Origin of the sequence: Ruminococcus sp. AF31-8BH (genome assembly GCF_003460605.1) — a bacterium.
In the GTDB taxonomy this organism is placed as follows: Bacteria; Bacillota; Clostridia; order Lachnospirales; family Lachnospiraceae; genus Blautia_A; species Blautia_A acetigignens.
In genome coordinates this window covers 1-18,925 of sequence record NZ_QTVN01000027.1, presented here as the reverse complement: position 1 = coordinate 18,925, position 18,925 = coordinate 1, and the positions used below count along the sequence as shown (strand labels likewise).

General features: G+C 41.9%; 16 protein-coding genes and 1 pseudogene. All 17 read right to left on the bottom strand.

Annotated features, from left to right (window positions below):
* On the bottom strand, positions 1-487 hold a 487-nt coding region (locus DWZ38_RS21125), incomplete at its 3' end, for a YaiI/YqxD family protein (protein WP_117855268.1).
* Positions 488-509: 22 nt separating this feature from the next.
* On the bottom strand, positions 510-1,094 hold the full coding sequence (locus DWZ38_RS21120) for an SOS response-associated peptidase family protein (RefSeq protein WP_117855266.1): 585 nt from the start codon (positions 1,092-1,094) through the stop codon (positions 510-512).
* Positions 1,095-1,142: 48 nt separating this feature from the next.
* Complete coding sequence (locus DWZ38_RS21115; protein ID WP_117855263.1) at positions 1,143-3,977, bottom strand: DEAD/DEAH box helicase family protein; 2,835 nt, start codon at positions 3,975-3,977, stop codon at positions 1,143-1,145.
* Positions 3,978-3,989: 12 nt separating this feature from the next.
* Positions 3,990-5,144 carry a restriction endonuclease subunit S gene (locus DWZ38_RS21110; RefSeq protein ID WP_117855261.1) on the bottom strand — a complete coding sequence of 385 codons (1,155 nt, stop codon included), beginning with the start codon at positions 5,142-5,144 and terminating at the stop codon, positions 3,990-3,992.
* Positions 5,144-6,691 (bottom strand): N-6 DNA methylase, encoded by a 1,548-nt coding sequence (locus DWZ38_RS21105; protein ID WP_117855259.1) that lies wholly within the window; start codon positions 6,689-6,691, stop codon positions 5,144-5,146. The genes DWZ38_RS21110 and DWZ38_RS21105 overlap by 1 nt, the downstream gene beginning before the upstream one ends.
* A 272-nt stretch (positions 6,692-6,963) precedes the next feature.
* Positions 6,964-9,729 (bottom strand): YodL domain-containing protein, encoded by a 2,766-nt coding sequence (locus tag DWZ38_RS21100; protein WP_117855256.1) that lies wholly within the window; start codon positions 9,727-9,729, stop codon positions 6,964-6,966.
* An 83-nt stretch (positions 9,730-9,812) separates the two neighbouring features.
* Positions 9,813-10,730 carry a helicase gene (locus DWZ38_RS21095; RefSeq protein ID WP_243000466.1) on the bottom strand — a complete coding sequence of 306 codons (918 nt, stop codon included), beginning with the start codon at positions 10,728-10,730 and terminating at the stop codon, positions 9,813-9,815.
* Between the two features lie 97 nt (positions 10,731-10,827).
* Positions 10,828-12,685: pseudogene (locus DWZ38_RS21090) on the bottom strand (recombinase family protein).
* A 54-nt stretch (positions 12,686-12,739) separates the two neighbouring features.
* On the bottom strand, positions 12,740-12,931 hold the full coding sequence (locus tag DWZ38_RS21085) for a hypothetical protein (protein WP_002596259.1): 192 nt from the start codon (positions 12,929-12,931) through the stop codon (positions 12,740-12,742).
* Between the two features lie 70 nt (positions 12,932-13,001).
* Positions 13,002-13,232: a PC4/YdbC family ssDNA-binding protein gene (locus DWZ38_RS21080; RefSeq protein ID WP_002596258.1), complete on the bottom strand. Its 231-nt coding sequence runs from the start codon at positions 13,230-13,232 to the stop codon at positions 13,002-13,004.
* Positions 13,233-13,277: 45 nt separating this feature from the next.
* The gene (locus DWZ38_RS21075; protein ID WP_002596257.1) at positions 13,278-14,132 is read right to left on the bottom strand and encodes a ParB/RepB/Spo0J family partition protein; all 855 of its coding nucleotides are present in this window, start codon (positions 14,130-14,132) and stop codon (positions 13,278-13,280) included.
* Positions 14,133-14,140: 8 nt separating this feature from the next.
* Positions 14,141-15,106: a MobV family relaxase gene (gene mobV / locus DWZ38_RS21070; RefSeq protein ID WP_002596256.1), complete on the bottom strand. Its 966-nt coding sequence runs from the start codon at positions 15,104-15,106 to the stop codon at positions 14,141-14,143.
* 6 nt (positions 15,107-15,112) lie between these two features.
* Entirely contained in the window at positions 15,113-15,292 is a 180-nt protein-coding gene (locus DWZ38_RS21065) for a hypothetical protein (RefSeq protein ID WP_004613323.1), read from the bottom strand.
* 330 nt (positions 15,293-15,622) lie between these two features.
* On the bottom strand, positions 15,623-16,654 hold the full coding sequence (locus tag DWZ38_RS21055) for an AAA family ATPase (RefSeq protein ID WP_117855248.1): 1,032 nt from the start codon (positions 16,652-16,654) through the stop codon (positions 15,623-15,625).
* Positions 16,655-16,809: 155 nt separating this feature from the next.
* Positions 16,810-17,283: a sigma-70 family RNA polymerase sigma factor gene (locus tag DWZ38_RS21050; RefSeq protein ID WP_002596254.1), complete on the bottom strand. Its 474-nt coding sequence runs from the start codon at positions 17,281-17,283 to the stop codon at positions 16,810-16,812.
* A gap of 76 nt (positions 17,284-17,359) precedes the next feature.
* On the bottom strand, positions 17,360-17,791 hold the full coding sequence (locus tag DWZ38_RS21045; RefSeq protein WP_002596253.1) for a sigma-70 family RNA polymerase sigma factor: 432 nt from the start codon (positions 17,789-17,791) through the stop codon (positions 17,360-17,362).
* A gap of 95 nt (positions 17,792-17,886) precedes the next feature.
* Positions 17,887-18,396: a sigma-70 family RNA polymerase sigma factor gene (locus DWZ38_RS21040; protein ID WP_002596252.1), complete on the bottom strand. Its 510-nt coding sequence runs from the start codon at positions 18,394-18,396 to the stop codon at positions 17,887-17,889.
* Positions 18,397-18,925: the final 529 nt, after the last annotated feature.

Genomic DNA, 18,925 nt, shown 5'->3' with positions numbered 1-18,925 from the left:
AATAGCCGTTCCGCAGTAGCGGAACTGGCATTCCGTTTGAACGTAATTTGCACACACGCACCAGTTCTTCAAATGAATGGGCAAAACGTTCATTATCTTCTTCTGTCCGTTTCTTTGGACCTTTTATATGATTTTTGTGAGAACCCCTTCTGGCTTTTTTGTTCAAATGACGCTCCATAAGCATCTGATTAATATCTTCATTGGTATACCATTTTCCCGATTGATGGATTGCATATGCACCTTTTTCAAGAGCCATTGCAGCCACTCCATAATCCTGTGAAACGACAATATCTCCCTTATGACAGATGCTGATCAACTTATAATCCACTGCATCAGTTCCTGCTCCGACAACAACTACTTCACTACGCTCAGATGCCAGTACATGATTGGTATCACACAACAGTATTACCTGAATATTATATTTTTCTGTTATCGTTTTCACAATATTAACCACCGGGCAGGCATCTGCATCTACTAATATTTTCATTTGTTTTTTCCTTCCGATATAGTTACAAGAATAAACTCTGCTGCTCATATTCCGCTTGGCGTTTTAACATGACTGGTTTCTGGTGAAGGATTGCTTCCATTCTGTCATTGTCAAACCAGTCTGTGAACTGCTCTTTTTCTATAATTAGAGGCATCCGATCATGTACTTTTATCATAGAATCATTAGCCGCTGTGGTTAAAATCACGAATCGCCGTTCATTCTCAAACCAATCACAGAATCCTGCTATGTATAATACCGTCTCATCCGATCTGCTAAATATGTTCTTCTCCTTCATAGAATTCCATTCATAAAAGCCACTTGCCGGAATCAGTAAGCGATGGTATCGAATTCCGTCCCGGAAAGCTGGCTTATCCATGACAGACTCTACTCTCGCATTGATAACCAGACTTTTCCCCTTTGATAGTGGATATCCCCATCTGGAAGTATTCAATTTTAATCTCTGATTTGACATTTCAATAACAGGTGCTACATCTGTTGGGCGGATATCACCAAGAAAGCGATCCTGATGAATCCGCCGATCTATATCATGCACTACCTTTTCAATTTCATTTTCCATGTCAGAATCAATATAATATCTGCCGCACATTATGCTTAATTTCTTTCTAACATTCTATTATATATCCTCTTTTGTTCCTTACAATCTGTTCTCAATATCATTGAGTAACATATTGATTTCTACACTATTAAAAAGGCTTCCAAAATTAAGTTCTTCTCTAAGCAAATCTTTGCGTTCGAACTTTCCATTTTGTGAAATATAATTCAAAAGCTCCATTATATACTTCAATTGTCTCTCATTAAAGCCCTTACCCGACTCATACTGAATAAACAATTCCTCAGCATTTTGACTTATCCCGGTAATTTTCCTCACAAATACAGGTATTTTAGCCTCTTCTTCAAACAATTCTTCATACTCATTCTCATCTTTTGCGAACTTCATCACCTCAGCTTTAAATCCACGAATCGCATTAGGTGTAGGTTTCTCAAAATTCATAACCTGATACACAAGCGCATCATTATCATGCTTCTTTATATAAGATTCAACTTTTTCTTTTAAAGACTTAAAATCATCTACCGTAAAATCAACTGGTTCATCGTCCGCATCATTTGTTTTATCTATTCTATCATCAAAATCTGAAATTATTGGGTCCATTACCACTTTTTCAATAAACCTCATCAGCTCACGAATGTCCAATCGAATTTCATCCATTTTCACAATATTGGTATTTGTTAAGAACTCATTAGTCACAATATAATCTAATGTTTCCTTGTGTGCTTTCACTTCCGAAATATGTAATTTATTGTCTAATAAGTATGCTGCTATCACATAGATTGCCTTCGCTGTAGATGAAAACGTATTACTTTTTTGAAATTTTGTTGCTGAAAATTTATAGCACAGTAAATCAAACAATCTAGATGCTTCCAAATCAATTACGCCCGTTATATTCGGTGCTATATGTTTCCTGATTTCTAAATATATCTGCTGATTTAACTTATTCCAGCTCTCCGTTTTAGAATATTTCTCAACATATTTTAAATTTTTCTGAACACCAATATAATTCACATTCAGTGATCTAACTTCTGCAATTAAAGAACTTTTCAAATCGTTCAGATATGTTCTCTCATTCTCGGACAACTTTTCTCTATTATTTTGCATACTCTTTAAAAGAGCTACTTTTTCCATGTAAATCTTTTGGTTCAATGAAAGAACAGCATCCGACTTATCCTCTCTACCATCGGGATTTTCTTTAAAAAACGGAAAAACATTGCAAACATCAAAAATTAAGAATCCTTGTTTTTCTTTATAATCCTTTCGTTCCTTATCATTTGTCAAGCGTTCAAAATATGACTTAGATGGTGATAATACATTCGCCTCGTCACACAATCTTGTCCCTCGACCTATCATCTGCCAAAATTTTGTTTTTGACATTATCCTCTTAAAAAATACCAAGTTTACTACATCTGGAATATCAACACCTGTATCCATCATATCTACAGATATCACAATTCTTATGCCTTGCCTATATTTAAATTCATCCTGAAGGACATCATTATATTTAATCTTATTATCAATAATAACACAATAATCAACACCATTTACTGCATTTTTATTACACAGTTCAGGGTACATCTTTCTAAACGCCTTTTCTATTAATACTGCATGATTATGATCTCTTGCAAAAATAATGGTTTTCCCCAACAAATCGCCACCATTAACTTTAATTCCTTCTTCCATTAGATCTCGCAATACTTCCCGGATAGTGTCAATATTGGTAATATAAGAATAAAATTGTTTTCCTTCTATTCTCTCTGGAATTGTACCGTCATCCTCTGAAAACAACTCTTCATATTGTTCTTTATCTTCTTCTGACAGTTCTTCATATGTAAGACCATTTTTTAAAATATCCGGAGTTCTATCTAATGCTCGATAATATGTAAGAAATCCATCCTTTACTGCTTTTACCAAATCATACTCATAATTTGGTTCCTGATTATCCAAATCAAACACTCTATACGTTGACTTATGTATATCATTCCTTGGCGTTGCAGTCAATCCAATCATTAAAGCATCAAAATAATCAAAAATTTCAGCATACTTATTAAATAAGCTTCTATGTGCTTCATCAACAATAATTAAGTCAAAGTGGCCCACCCCATAAGGACATTTTGAAGTATCTTTAATTATTGACAACATCGATTGATATGTCGAAAATATAATTCTCGCTTCCTTTGAGCCCTGTACCTTTCCCTCAAGAATCATAGCCATCGGTACTTTAGGCAGAAATTTTTCAAATGTATCTTCTTTAGCTTGCTTAACCAAATTTTTCCTGTCTGCCAAAAATAGTATTCTTTTTGCATAATTATTTCGAATAAAAATATCAGAAATAGCACAGGATACCCGTGTCTTTCCAGTTCCAGTTGCCAACACAATAAGTGATCGAGAATGTCTATTTTCTAAATGCCTAATAACTTCACGAATAGCATCTTTTTGATAATATCTGTTACAAATTTCTGGTTTGGGTTGAGAATCAGTAATATGCCTGCTTCTTCTCTGAATCACATACTCTAATTCATCTTTCCTATGAAATCCAAATACTCTGCGAGGAGGATATACGCCATCTATCATGCTAATTGAATACCCATCAGTGTAATATATTACAGGTCTTATTCCATATTGTTTTTCAAGACAATCCGCATATAAACAAGCCTGTACCCGCCCCTGTTCTTCATTAACAACTGCCTTTTTAGCCTCTATAAGAGCTAATGGCTTTCCATCGTCCCCAAACAAAGTATAATCCACATATCCTTTTCCCGTTGAATTGTCTGCTGATATTGGCATGCCCTTTACAGGAGTCTCTATACACGCTTTATCTTTTTCTATTACATTCCTAATTTTAAGAACGTCCCATCCTGCTTGCACTAATTTAGGATCAATAATTTGCTCCCTTGTTTCCTTTTCATTGCGTGCCAATTATATCGCCTCCTAATCCATGAAATATTCGCTCATCTTCTTGTTTAGTAATTCTTCATATAAGTCAACTCTCTTTTGTGCTTCTACTTTTGATTTATCTACAGTTCGTACAAAATCCGCAAATTGATTTTGAAGTTCAATAGAGGGTAAAGGAAATTGTAATTTTCCTAATCGTTCCTTCGAAATGTTTGACATAGACTTAGCCGAACCATTCGCTGCACTTTCAATTCGGCTTCGATATAAATCATTATTGATCAATTTCCATAAAAAAATTTTATTACAATTATTTTTAGTATTTAGTCTAAATAACAAATCTGGCATCATTAACTTAATAGGAGTTGACTCCACATATGCAGCCATTCCAACAAGTTCCGGTGTATTCTTTCTAGTAAAAAGCAAATCACTTTTATGCACTTCAGCGCTCTCTATAAAATCTTCTTCATTTATAATTGCCTTATTTTCTTCAGGTTTATAAATTCCATATGTAACAGCACTAAGTTTAAGTATTGCAGGTTTATTGTCAATCCTTGCCTCACTAGCACATACAAAACTTTTTCCATTTTCTATATTTTCTAAGCAATCATTAAATGTTACTATCTTCCACCCATAAGGATTAGAAATTGGGTCACCAAACATCTCAATAAATTTACATTTTATTAGTTCATCATATAATTCGATTTGCTTTTTTTCGTTTTCAATCGCTTTCTCAATTATTTTTAACTTCGATACAATTATTTTCTGTTCATTGAGCGTCCCAATATTAAATTCAAAACTAGCCAATGCTGAAAACTTCAGATTGTTCCTAACTGATCCAGAAACTTTTCTTTCTATCATCTGTTGCCCATCTTTAGACTTAAGAAAATATTTCAAATAATCTTGGTTCAAATCATCTGAACATTTGAATACGACGTATAATGGGCTGACAATAACGTTTTCCTCACAATTCTGCCAATCTATTGAGCCTACATTTATTCTTGACGGGTTATATGCGAAGTAGCCATGAGGAACTATCTTGTATGTGCTTTTATCCTTGCTCGACACATCCTTATTGAAATATTCTGTACAAAATCCATTTCTATTTGTAACGCTATATACGGGATATTCTATATTACGCTTATTCTTCTGCGAATATTCAGTAATGTACTTACCAAGTGTTCTGTATTTCATTATAAACACTCCTTGATTTTTTCCATTAAACATTTGCTTAAATCAACAGAGACCTTAATCTCCGCCATTATGTCTTTTGTCTCTCTATATTTCATTTTTATTCTTTCATATTTTTGATATCTTTTTATTGTCAGATCATATCCATTTTTTCTAATTTCTTCAACCGGAATCATAAAAGACTGTTCTGTTCTCTTTCTAGTCATTTCCTTTTCAAGGTCATTATATCTATCAATTATATCCGGGATATCAGAACCAGCAACAGGTGTCCTTTTCGCGTCTAGCGTATACCCATCATTTTTCATATCATAAAACCAAACATAATCAGTTCTACACTTGTTTGTTTTTTCAAAAATCAAAAATGAAGTTTTTACATTCGCTCCTTTCGAAGCAGATCCTTTTTTAGTTGGAGCACTAAACAAACCATCTGGCATAGAAACAACACCTATAAGTTTTTGATTATCAATCAATTCTTTTCTTAAACTCATATGTGCCTTATCGCCACCGAACAATACCCCATCTGGTACGATTGACATTCCCCTTCCACCAACTTTCATCAATGAAAGCATCAATGCCACAAAAAGCAATTCTGTCTTCTTTGTCTTGGTAATAGCTAACAATTTAGCATTTGTAGCTTCCTCGACCAGACTACCAGAGAACGGGGGATTTTGTAATACTATATCAAATTTTTCCATATACTCTTTTGCATTCTCATGTTCGAGTAATGAATCCATAGTTATCTGTGGATTTTTGATATTATGAAGGATACAATTCATGTATCCAATACGTGACATATTTGTATCATTATCACATCCATAAAACATTTCATCATTAAATATTTTCTTATTCTCAACATTCATTAATTCATCCTGTTGATGAACCTGGATATATTTCGCAGCTTCTACAATAAAGCCTGCTGTTCCCATTGCTGGATCAATAATTTTTTCACCGATTCGAGGTTTCATCATTTCCACGGCCATATCTATAATATGCCTTGGTGTCCTAAACTGTCCTGACACACCGCTTCCACACATATACTCATACACATCCCCCATTAGATCTGTATTCGTAAAGTTCAATTCTTCATCCGACAGCTTATCCACTACAGATGTCAGCAATCTCTCTTTATCATCAAATCCAAAAGTATATTTTTTCGCATACTCACCAAATTTACCAACAGATTTATTATTTGGATCTTTTATGAAAGGTATAACGTAATTTTTTATCCTATCCGCTAAATCCATTCCATTTAAATTTTTGAAATTTTTCCACCTTAATTCTTTATATGGAATCGTAAACACAATTTGTTCTTTCCCATTTATAAATTCCTTGTACTTATAATCGCCCTTTAGAAAAGTCAATTCACTCTCCTGAGGTTCAATTCCCAAAACAGCAGCCTGTGCTTCTATAGCATTTTGTTTATCGTCAAGCATCTTAATAAACATAAGCGTCGTCAGCTGATTTACTATTTCTGCCGTTTGTGCCATGTTTTCATTATAAAAATCTTGCCATATGCTATTGATCTTATTCTTTAAACTTCCTGTTATCATTTTTCTTTCTCCATCTATACTGTTGTAATAATTCCTGCTCTACTAAGCACAAGGAACCTATCATTGACATAATCGCTTGTTTATCTGCCTAATTTTCACTTAAAAACATTTCATAGTTTCAATGCCAATAAACAGCGCTATAGGCCGAAATACTGGTTTTATTATACACGTATTTCTATTGTTTATCAATGTGAAGCCACACTATCATTCCCATTTGTTAACCATCAAAGCAAGTCCAAAAGCCATCTTTTATGACTTCTGGCTCTTCTTTTCTATCTTACACCCAGATCAGCTCCTCTCTCCGCCTTATCTTTTCCCTGCTTTTCCTGAATTTTCCTCTTATTGATTTCCAATCGTTCATGAATGGACGGTTTCTTTATTTTTACATTTGCTCTCTTCACTTCTGACTGTTTAATTGAAGTCCCTTTCCCTGCAGTCTTCGTATTTTCCATTTTCATCTCTGTAGCTGTTCTGGCTACTCCAACCATACTGTCCTGTTTTTCTGCAATCTGCTGTTCTCTTCGCTCCTGTACACCTTTTTCTTCCAGACTGCAAAAGCTCTGCAGATATGGAAGCACATGGTCCTGCATATCAGTCAGATCTTCCATGTACTTCTTGAACTCTTCATTTCCCTTATTTTTCTGATATCTGATCCAGCTATCATCTGTAAGCCGCAACTCATTCTGTAGTTTTAATTGGCTTATAATACCGCCATTTCCTGTTCCAATATCAATTTTACCTTTAAACTGCCGTAGCATCTTGTCGCTTTTTTCCGCATAATATATGGTAAAAAACATCTGGGCTGTCATAGTAGGCTCATTAGTTCTCGGATTACGTTCTGCGTACCACTCCTTATCCTGCTGTGCAGTCCTGGAGTCCAGATCAGATAATTTCTGACAGCGTGGATTTGCCAGTTCTTCTTTTTCACAGTAATTTACATAGACCATAGGTTCTATATTTGAGGATAAATCCGGTTCATAGAACTTTAACCGTTCTATCAATACCCCTGCACGTACAGACTGCTCACATTCTTCCTCCACGATATCTTTCAAATAAGCAATATAAGAGCCAATATTTCCACTTTGCAGATCCAGCATAACTTCCTGTATGGTGTCCTGCCCTGGCTCTACATGGTCCCGATAGTCATACGGATCAAAATCTTCCGCAATTTCATCCAGTGCTGCAGCCAATTCTTCTGTTGTCATTTTTTCCGGATACATTGCCTCACGCTCATCCTGAATCGGGATGTATTTATAATCTGGCAATGCTTCACGAATCTTCTCCAAACCTTCACGCATCACCGATTGATCCCTTAAAAACCGCACATCATCCAGGAAATCACCGTGTATTGTTGTTCCCATTACAATCCGAATCTCCGCTTCATCAAACAGGCTGTCCTCTGGATCACGATAGATAATCCCCATTCCACTGCCTTTATAAGCATTTTCCGGATTTTCTCTGTACTTCTCGTAGATTGCTGCGATTTCTTTCACATCTGTGCTTTTCTCATAAGCTCCCATATCATGAAATTCGTCGCATTCAGCAGCATAGTATTCCAGATAAGGTTCTTTCTTCGGCGGCAAATTGTTGAGTACATTATCAATCATGTTATAATTGGCTTCTTCCAGTTCTTCTACCTTCGCAAGCGGCTTATACTCTCCCTGACTGTTTTGGATTTCTGCCATCACCGCAGCTTCTACTTCCTCCACTTTTTCCATGAGTTTGTCATAGTCTCCTCGGATTCTGTCCCCTGTCCATCCCTCTTCATTCAAGAGGATATCCGCAACTTCCTCCATAGACTGTTCTGAATTTTCATAGACACCACCATCAATCAGACGGAAATTTTCATCGTAAAAGGAATAATCATACCCTTCTTCTGTCGTCTGGATTGCAAAATACCGTTCATCTACTTCGTATGCCAGCTCATCTAAGGATATTTCTTCTAAATCAAGAAAAGAATTGATTTCCTGAAAACTGATACTGTCTACAAAATGAGCCGTCACATGACCGTTATCATTCAGAACAACCACATCACTGACAGACAGAGAATGTCCCCGAAAATCCGCCGGTCTGTTGATGTTAAATTGTTCAAAAATATCACCCAGAGACATATTTCCTGTCCGTTCTGCCGTATAAACCAGTTCATAATCTTCTTTCCGAATCTGTATCCCATGGCTTTCAATGAAGTTCATATTCATAAATGCGTAGGCTTCTCCTGCAGAACCATCACGAATCTGATAAATACCAAAAGACCGTCCTGTTCCAAGAAGAAGATCTGCTTCTCTTAATGACTGAATCTGCGGATATTTCTTCATTTCCCATTCCAGGTTATGAAAACGCTCCCATTCCGTGGATGGCAGTTGGTAATGCTCCGGTCCTCGTTCAATCTCCATTCGTTCGATGGCGGGTACCGGGCGTGAAAATGTTGTAATCAGATAAATATTTGCTCCTGCATCATAGAATCTTAATGCTTCGTCCCGGTCAACCACACGCATTGGTTCCTGCAGCGGATTTCCAAAATCTTCGCCATAATTATAATCATCCTCTCTGTCATAATCGTTTCGTCTCTGCCATTCCTGCACTTCCATACCAAATAAGCCATCGTGTTCCTGAATCATTTCCCGGCTTGCATATTCTCCTTTGCTGCCATCGCTTTCCAGACAATAAATCTTAGAACCTGTCCGATGGTATTCCAATGCTGCCTCTTTTCTTAATGGAACCATATCGTCTGCCGTATAACCATAATCCAACAGTTCCAGTCTTCCAATCGTCTCGTCCGGTAAATCCCGGATTTCCATCTCTGCACCATACAGGATATCATTCACCCGTTCTTCCTGTGACGCTTCCGTTGCTCTTGCAAGATTTCTTACCAGGCTTCTTACCTTGTCTTCCTCTCCGATCAGGTCTGCATATCGGAAAATATCTTCTTTCACATCCTCTGGGAAGGAAATCCCCCTTCGCTCTGCCCGTTCAATCTGTTCTCTTGCGTAATCCTGCATTTTCTTTGCTTCTTTTCCCATGATCCTGTTCATTACCATATTACTTCCTCCTGTCATATTGAAAAATGGCATAACCAAAGGAGTTTCCTATTCTCCCGGATTATGCCATTTCTGATTATTATTTATTCCAAGCCAATGTCATGCTTTCGGCTTCCCTGGCTTTTTTCACTTCCGTCTCGTTTCGCTTCTTTATAAACCTGTAGTTTTTCATGGATCGAACCTCGTACACGCTTCTCTTCTGGTTCAGCTGCATTTATTTCTTTGCCTGAGTCTTCCGGCTCATCCATATTTAATAAAGCATTCAACTCAGATAACCTTTCCATCATCTGGTTCAGTTCGGCTTCTTTTGGAAACGGTTTGCCAACCTCTTCTTTTGCACTTTTCAGCTGTTCCTGTACCGTCTCCAGTCTCTGCTCCGCTTCTGCCATCTTTTCCGGATAACTTTCCAACAAGTTATTGATACGGGTAATATTGCCCAGTGTATCTGCTCCAAGCTGAATTTTCGATACCGATTCATGTTTCATTGACAGGTAAAATGCTTTGCTCCAGCTGTCAAACTGAACCCGCATATTGAATCCCTGATAATTTCCAACATCCATGGCGGTATCCAATGACTGTATCTCCTTGCAGGCTGCCAGAAGTGCGGTTCCTGCTTCTTTCTTGTCAGTAAATACCTTACCGCTGATTTCCATAAAGAAATGGTCTGCATCTGGAATCTTGTGTTCCTGATAATGGGCGATATCTACCCGATAGCTGTCAATAATTTCTGTCAGCGTTGCGATCTGCTGTGGAAATTTCCGGGCAATGTCATCTTCCAGCCGGTACTGATTATTCATATGGTTGGCTTTTAACAGTTTCAGTTTTGCCACATCTACATCCAATTCCATTTTCTCCTTCACCGCCGGATTACCGGTTGCAAGAGCTTTTACCTCTGCGTAGGAAAGAGCCGCTTCATCCACATCCTCACAGCTTCGTACCGGAGCCTTGCTTGTCATAATCTGTGATATGAATTTCTGTTTGTTCTCGATCAGCTGCCACATATAACTGTCAAATGTGGATTCTGTTACATACCGGAAGATCTGTACTATTTTGTTATGGTTGCCCTGCCGGATAATACGCCCTTCCCTCTGCTCCAGATCAGTCGGTCATTTTTTGCGGACAGTTCAATACATGCCTGTCTGTTTCGCTCCCTGCTCCTGCGTTTGCTCTCGTTTGATTTCTCCCTCTGTATCTTCTTGGCACAAGCAGGACAATACTTCGATATGCCAGAGCGGGGAACATATTCAACACCGCACACCGTACAATTCTTAGGCTTTAACGCAGTCCACCGCTTTGTCGGTGTGATATGTAATTCACCGACAAAGCCGATGAATTTATAATAAATCTTGATTTCCTGCCGCACCATTCCGTCTGTAAGTTTCTCACGTTCCGAAACAAGTATCTTGTCTATAAGTGCGTTTATGATGGTTGCGTCCAGTTCCTTAATGCCTTGATAGTTGCGGATTAGGGAGAGGAAATCACGGACACCCTGCGTCTTCTCATAGCTGTCGCTGAGCGTTTCCGTTACCTCTTTCAGCCTTGCTTCAATTTCAAGCTGTTCTTTCTGGTATTTTCCCGACATCATCTCAAAATTCCGCTCGGTAATACGCTCCATCACCTTATCTTCATAGAGTGAGGAAAACAGCCTGTCCAGTTCTGCAAGGCGTTTGTTCAGTTTTCTTTGCTCCTTTTCCAGTGCCTTTGCCTTGCTCTGGTCTGTTTCCGTGAGCCGCTTTTCAATCGCCCTCACTGCCTTTTCATCATTGACTGCCATATCCGCAAATCGGTTGATGTCGGTGAGGACAGCGTTGAACAAGTCCCTCGCTTCAATGCTGTGTGCGGTACACATGATATTACCGTATCTGCCATAATTATTGCAGGAATATTGTACGCAGTCGATGATGTCGGGGCGTTTCCTCCTGTTGGCACTCATAGCCCGCATCGCATAGCCGCAGTCCGCACACTTAATAACGCCTGCAAAGATGTTCTCAAAGCCGCCCTTGTTTTCTGGTAATCTGCGGCTTGTAATAAGCTGCTGTACGGTATCAAATTCCTCCTGCGTGACTATCCCCTCATGGGTGTCTGGTATCACTTCCCATTCTTCGGGCAGCTTAGAGGGGCGTTTCTTGCTTTTCATGTTGGCGGCAATCCGCTTGTAGCCTGCAAGGTTTCCCGCATATATCGGGCTTCTTAAAATGCCCCTTACGCTGTTCTCGCTCCAAATATAACGGTTCTCCTCATTCTCCTCAAAATACCTCTCATAGCCTGTTGCCCCCTGCTCCGCCGCATAAGCGGCGGGGCGTAAGATATGCTGTTTGTTGATGTGCTTGCGGATTTTGGCGATTCCGTTGCCCGCTAACGCAAGGTCAAATATTTCCCTTACCACATGGGCAACTTTGTCATCTATCAGCAGATGGTTGTGGTCGGCGGGGTCTTTGACGTAACCGTATGGTGCTGTCGTCCCCATGAATTTCCCCTGCTGAAACCTCGCTCGGTACGCCGATTTTATCTTGACCGACACATCGGCGGAATACATTTCGTTTAGGATGTTGCGGAAAGGCGTGATGTCCATAGCGGATTTATTGAGCGTGTCCACGCCGTCATTGACCGCTATATACCTCACATTATGCTCTGGGAAAAACACTTCCAGATACAGTCCGCAATCAAGATAGTTCCTCCCCAGACGAGATAAATCTTTCGTGATAACGCAGTTTATCAGACCGCTTTCAATGTCCTTAATCATGTTCTGGAAACTTGGTCTTTGGAAATTTGTACCAGAGTAACCGTCGTCCACATACGTTTTTGCTAAGTGCCATCCCTGCTTTTTCACATAATCCGTGAGGATGGATTTCTGTGTCGCAATGCTCGCACTCTCGTTATCCGTGCCATCGTCTTTTGACAAGCGGCAGTACATGCCGACTTCATAAATCTTGTTCTCCATTCTTATTCCTGCCATACTGTAAAACCTCCATATCTGTCCTATCTGTTTTCATGTTCCATTGCGTACATTCTAAGCGGACAGCCCCTCATTGTCGAAGGTGTCGCCCTCGGCAATCTTCTTCCGAATATCCTCGGAAATAATCGGGATAAACGCTTCTGTGACTGTCTGCGTGCCGACATATTCACGGCTGATTATCATCTGAACTGGTGCTTTCGGCACGATACGCTTTCTCTTTTTATCTGCTTTCTTATCCTCGCCCATACTTAAATCTTCCTTTCCAGACAGGGCAGGAGAACGTCTGGAAACGCCCCGCCCTGTCAATCAGATACCATCAATCCCCGCTGTTTACTTCTTTCTGTAATGCTTCAAGGAGTGCTGCTGCTTCATCAGCGTTCAACGTGATACCCTTTCCGCACTTCTCACGGTTCGGGGAAAAGCTGCGGATGTCATATTTCGGCTCTCTTCCGTTCCATGAGATAAGATTGATTTCTTTTGTGTAGCCGCTGTCGCCCTTAGACAATACGGCGATTTCCTTTACAATCTCATACTGGATTTCTTTCATTCTTCATACCTCAATTTTCTGCATTTACCTCCCGAAAAGAGAAGATTAGCGGCTGTCCCTGCCCCGTTTCCTCTGCAATTCACGCTCCAAAAGTTTAATGATGGTTTCCTCCATCTGCTTCGGCGTTGTGTTCTTCGGAAAATACTTTTTCAGCTTGCTTGTGTTGATTTTCAAGGTTTCTTTCTGGTTTCCCTTTTCCTCCGTCATAATTGCAAATATCGTATCCATGTCAAGCCGCCCGCTCTGGCTTAGGCTTTTCATCCGCTGTGCCTGTGAGAGTGAGGGCGTTGCTTCTTCGCTCTCCATCGTGGCAAAGAGGTTTTCCTGCTCGTCTTTCTTCAAAAAGGACAGTTCCACCGCAGGCGTGAGGGCGATTTTCCCCTCGTCCACCATCCGCAAAATCGGCGGTATCAGTTCCGTCAAACGGATAAATCTTTGTACGGTCATCCTGCCTACGCCGAAGCCCTGTGCCACCTTGTCGTCCGTCCGCAACTTCGTCACAACTTGTGACGAGGTTAAGTCTGTGCGGAAACCCTGCCGCTTCATGGCTTCGGATTTCATCTTGTAGGCAAACGCCCGCTCTGATGGCAGGATATTCTCACGCTGTAAATTACTGTCTACAAGGGTGATGATGGCTCGGTCACGGTCTAAGGGCAGGACAAACGCAGGCACGGTATTTATCCCTGCAAGTTCAGACGCACGGACACGCCGCTGCCCTGCAATCACTTCATAGCCGTTCCCGTCCTCTTTCGGGCGTGTGATTATCGGCGTGACAATGCCAAATTCCTTGATGCTTTCCGCTAATTCTGACAGCGTTTCATCCTCTGCCACATGAAACGGATTGTCGGGAAACGGGTACAAGTCTTTGGTCTTTAACACCTTAAAATCCTGTTTCTTCATTCACATATCTACCTTTCTTTCGCTCTGCTTTTATGGTTTTTCTGCAATTCTTCCAACACTTCGGGCGGTATCTTTGAGAGCAGCCGCCCCATCTGCTCGTTGGTTCTCTGCAACTCAAATATCTTCTGGTTCGCTTTCTGCACCTTTAGTTCCTGCTCATACTTTTCATCACGCATACGCCCCGCATAGTCTGATTCCTGCCCGATTTGCTCCTTTAGGCTATTGATATAGGCACTCTGCTTACTGATTTCCTTTGAGAATTTCTCCACGTCTGGGAGCCATGCCGCAATCAGTTCCAGAGCCTTGTCACGCTTCTTCCCTGCATTAAAGGCGTTGATGTCGGACAGTGCAGACACAATTTCCTCATACTGTTTATCAAGCCTGCCGCCCAACTTATAGAGCCATGTGGGGACATGTTTCCGCTTCGTTTCCATTGAGGACTGACCTCTTTCAAGCTGATTCCACCGTGAGGACATCCGCTCATGGTAGGCGGTCTGCCATTCGGACAGGCTCTTTTGATTGCCTAAAATTGTTTTGGCAGACAGCTTATTGTCTGGTGTAATCGGCACAAAACAGAGGTGCATATGCGGCGTTCTCTCGTCCATGTGGACGACTGCGGAGAGGATATTTTTCTCCCCGACACGCTCTGAAATGAAATCCAGAGCCATCGTAAAATACGCTTTCTGTTCTTTGGGCGGCAGGCTGTTCATAAATTCTGGCGAAGCCGTGATAAGCGTTTCCACCATCATCACGCTATCTTTCCTCGTCCTGCACCCTGCTTCGGCTACCATGCGGTTAATCTCTTTCTTGTAGGTGTACCTCGGCGGATTCACAAGATGGTAGTTATCTTTCGAGCGTTCCATATCTATATCTGGATTGCTTTTATAGGCTTCTTTTTTACGCTCGTTGTGGCGTTCGCAAGCCGCAACGCCGCCCGCTTTGCGTTTCTGGAAACGCAGGATTGCATAGGGCATAATTCATCATCTTCCTTTCTTCGGCGGGTAAACTGCCCTTTGGGTGACAGCGGTGACGGCGGTGACAGCAGTTTTGGGATACCCCCTACCGACTGCCTCAACTGTCACCCTTATTCCCTGCATGACGGTCATGTCGATGATGACGGTGTTTTTGGAATACCCCCTCGCAAGAGCCGTCACCGTCATGCTGCCATTCTTTTATCCGAAGCGTGGAGCGTAGGATAAGCAGGGCGTAAGACCTGCCATAAGGGAGTCCAGAGGGAACGTCTGGCACACGACTTTGCAGGGCAAAGTGTAGTGTGTTACACCCTGTAAACGCAGTCGGAAAAATCGGAAGGATTTTTCTGACCGCAGGGGTGGTTTTACACGCCGAAAAGGGCGGGTAAATCCTACGCCTGCACTTTGCGTTTACGGGGTGTTCTCCCGCAGGGATGACAGCGGCAGGGTATCCTAAAATCACTGTCACCGCCGTCACCGCTGTCACCCGCAGGGCAGAGTCGCCAGCTTTACACGGCTTTAAGCGTCAATGACAGTAACAGGGGGTATCCCAATATCGCTGTCACCACTGTCACCGCTGTCACCCGCCCGCTTTGCAAGCGAAATCTGCCTGCCGTGTTTTTTGCGGCTGTACTGATAAACGATATGGTTCTCATTTAAAAATGTGGTGCGGTATTCATTGAGCCATTTCGTAATCACCGTGGGTATGGTTTCCGTTTCCCTCATAGCGGCTAACAGCTCCGTTGCCGTGCCTGCCCATTCTTCCTTATCCCTCATAAAATCCACCAACCGAAAAAGGACGTCTGGTATCGTTTCTTTCGCAAGCTGCTCCTGCGTTTTTCTCTCCACAAGTTCCCAACTGCAATCACGGAAACGCAGCGTGTATTCCTGATAGGGCGTGTCCCTGCCCGTCACATACAGCTTGGCGGTGTCGGATGCCCGTTTCTCCTTTTCCAGAACAAAGGTAGCGTCCGCACTCCCCGTTAAGCCTGTCGTCCCAGACACCTTGTTGAACACATCGCTGTCATTCTGCTTTCGGATGTGGTGTACGACAATGACCGCCAATGAATGCCTGTCGGCAAAGTCTTTGATTAGTGAGATGTCCCCATAGTCGCTTGCGTAGGCATTGTCTTTTGAAGCTGTACGGACTTTCTGCAAAGTGTCAATGACAATAAGCCTGCTGTTTGGGTAATCTTTCAGATAATCTTCAAGCTGCACGATAAGACCGTCTGACAGCTTGCAGCTTGCCACGGCAAAGTGAAGCCGCCTGCTCGCTTCGTTCGTCAATCGGAACAGCCTGTCCTGTATACGGCAGAACGTGTCCTCAAGGCAGAGGTAAAGCACGTCGCCCTCCATTGTCGGCATATCCCACAAGGGAAGTCCCTGCGACACGCATAAACATAGCTTCAGCATGAGCCAGCTCTTTCCTATCTTCTGTGAGCCGCAGAACAGCGACAAGCCTGTGGGGATAAGGCTGTCCACCACAAAGGACGGCTTCTCAAGCGGTTCATAAAGGAGCGTTTCGGCGTTGACTGTCTGTAACTTCTGCATGGCTTTCCTCCTTTCGGGCGGTGTTTTTGTTTTCGTTGCACATAGGCGTTGACCTCCTTAAAAATAGATTTACTCCCACGAAGAAAAAGTGAGAGTATGTAATGCCGCCAATCCCACACAAATAAAAAACAGATTTCTTTTTCGGGCGGTGTCGGTCACGGTTGGAGATACTTCCTCATTTCCGCCTTTACTTTCTCCTTTGCAATCGCAACAGATTTCTGTATTGCCGAAGCGGTGCAATGCTCCATAGCGGCGATTTGGTAAAAATTGAACTCATACTCGTAGTAGAGCAGGAAACGCCGCCTTTGTATCTCTGGCAGTCCGTCAACCGCCTTACAGAGCAGTTCTGCCCGTTCTGCCTCAATCATTTGTTCCTCTATGCTCTTAGGCAGCTTCAACGCCCGCCTGTTCAGCGTTTCGTCCCATACTTCCGAAAACTCCCTGTGCCGCTCGTCCCATTGGAGGAGATTCCTGTTCCTGCGTTCCATCTGCCGAAACTCCATAAAGAACTGTTCCGACACTTCCAACTCGTGGGATTTGCCCTGCCCGTCCTTAAAGCTGATAAAATACCTTGTGCCGCTTTCCGTGGATTCCTCCCGAAGCGTGTACGCCTTAACTCTGTATGCCATCCCGCTTGCCTCCTGCAAAAAATAAGTGAGGGGATTTCCATCCCTCACCCAGTAGCCCGCAGGACGGCAGGCTGTTTTAGACGCTATAAAATTTTCGTAGCTTCTTCCGCAGATGGTCTAACCTCGCATAGATGGCACCAGTCGTCAAATGCACGAGCGGGGCAATCTCCTTTGTGGAATACCCCTGCATTTTCAGCAGGACGATTTTCAAGGTACGCCCGTCCACCGCGACTAATACTTGATAGAGATTTTCGCTCTCAATCTCGTCCAGTAACTCCGCAACCGTACCCACTTCCGTCTGCCGCTCCCTGTCTGCCATGTCCTCAAGGTATTCCGCAATGTCATTCGTCCATCGGTAAAACCGCCTGTTGGAATTGAAGTCTGCCCTGTCCGCAATGCGTATCTGCTCAATGGTCGCTTCATCAACGCCGCACTCACGCAGCAGCTTTTCCTCCGCTTCTTTCCAGATACGCCATTTCCTGTCCTCCCGTCCGTGGTTATATGCCATGCTTCTTTTCCTCCAATCAGAATTGATTGAGAGGGCAGAGAAAAACCCCCTCATTTTCCCAAAGGAAAAAACAAGGGGGCTGAACGCCTTAAATTTTAATTTTCTATTATCTTTCTTAGTTTTCTTAGGATTCTGGCTTTGCGTTTGTTCACAACGCTCTGGGTTATGCCGAACCTCGCCCCGACTTCACGCTCAGAAAGTCCGTCAAAAAAGATTGCCTGTATCAATTCCTGTTCACTATCCGACAGCAAAGGCAGGGCGGCTTTCAGCCTGTCCACCATAACCGCATTGACAACGGTTTCCGCAATGTCTGCCGCTTCATCAGCGATAAAGTCTAAAGGCTTCCCCTCGCTGTCCGTAAATCCATCCAGAGAAAGCAGGCTGTTCTTCGTATCTAATTTTTTCAGATAACGCCACCGTTCCTTATCTCGGTAGAAGTCCGTGTATTGCTCCCTCACGACTTCAAGCAGACAGCCTTGAATGGGGATAAACAGCTTGTCCATATAGGTCTGGTCGGATTCCCTGCGGCGGCAGAAATCCGTATAGGACAGTTCCACATATCTGCCGCTTTCCTTGATATATACCTTTCTCGGTGCGTATTTCACTGTAAGTACCTCCCATCTGAATTTTTGAAATGTTCAAAATCCAGATGGAGAGGTGGCGAACGACACCTAACACCACTAATAGCCCTATGGCACTTTCCAACAAAAATCGACAAAAGAAAAACCGCAAAGGCTCTATGACCTTTACGGTTATGGGAAATATTAATTCTGTTGTATGGAGATTGTACTTCTACATTCAAGGCAGGAAGTGCCGTTGCATAGGCAGAAATTTTTTTAACTGGTTTCCTGCCGTTCTCTGATATGCTATGTATTGATAAATTTTGCTTCGTATGAGCAGATAGATAACTGCCCGAAAAAAGGACATAAAAAAATCCCTCCAAATTTAAAAACAAATTCAGAGGGTAATTTAGGGTATAACAAAATAACCCACCCGAATATCGTTTTTTTTATTTGGTGAGTTTGTTCTTTCAAATACGAAACAAAAAGAGCCGATGATTCGTGAATTGTTCCACAATTTCATCGGCTCTGCGTCTTAAGCGTCTGGCTCTTTGATGACAGTTATCTTCAAGTT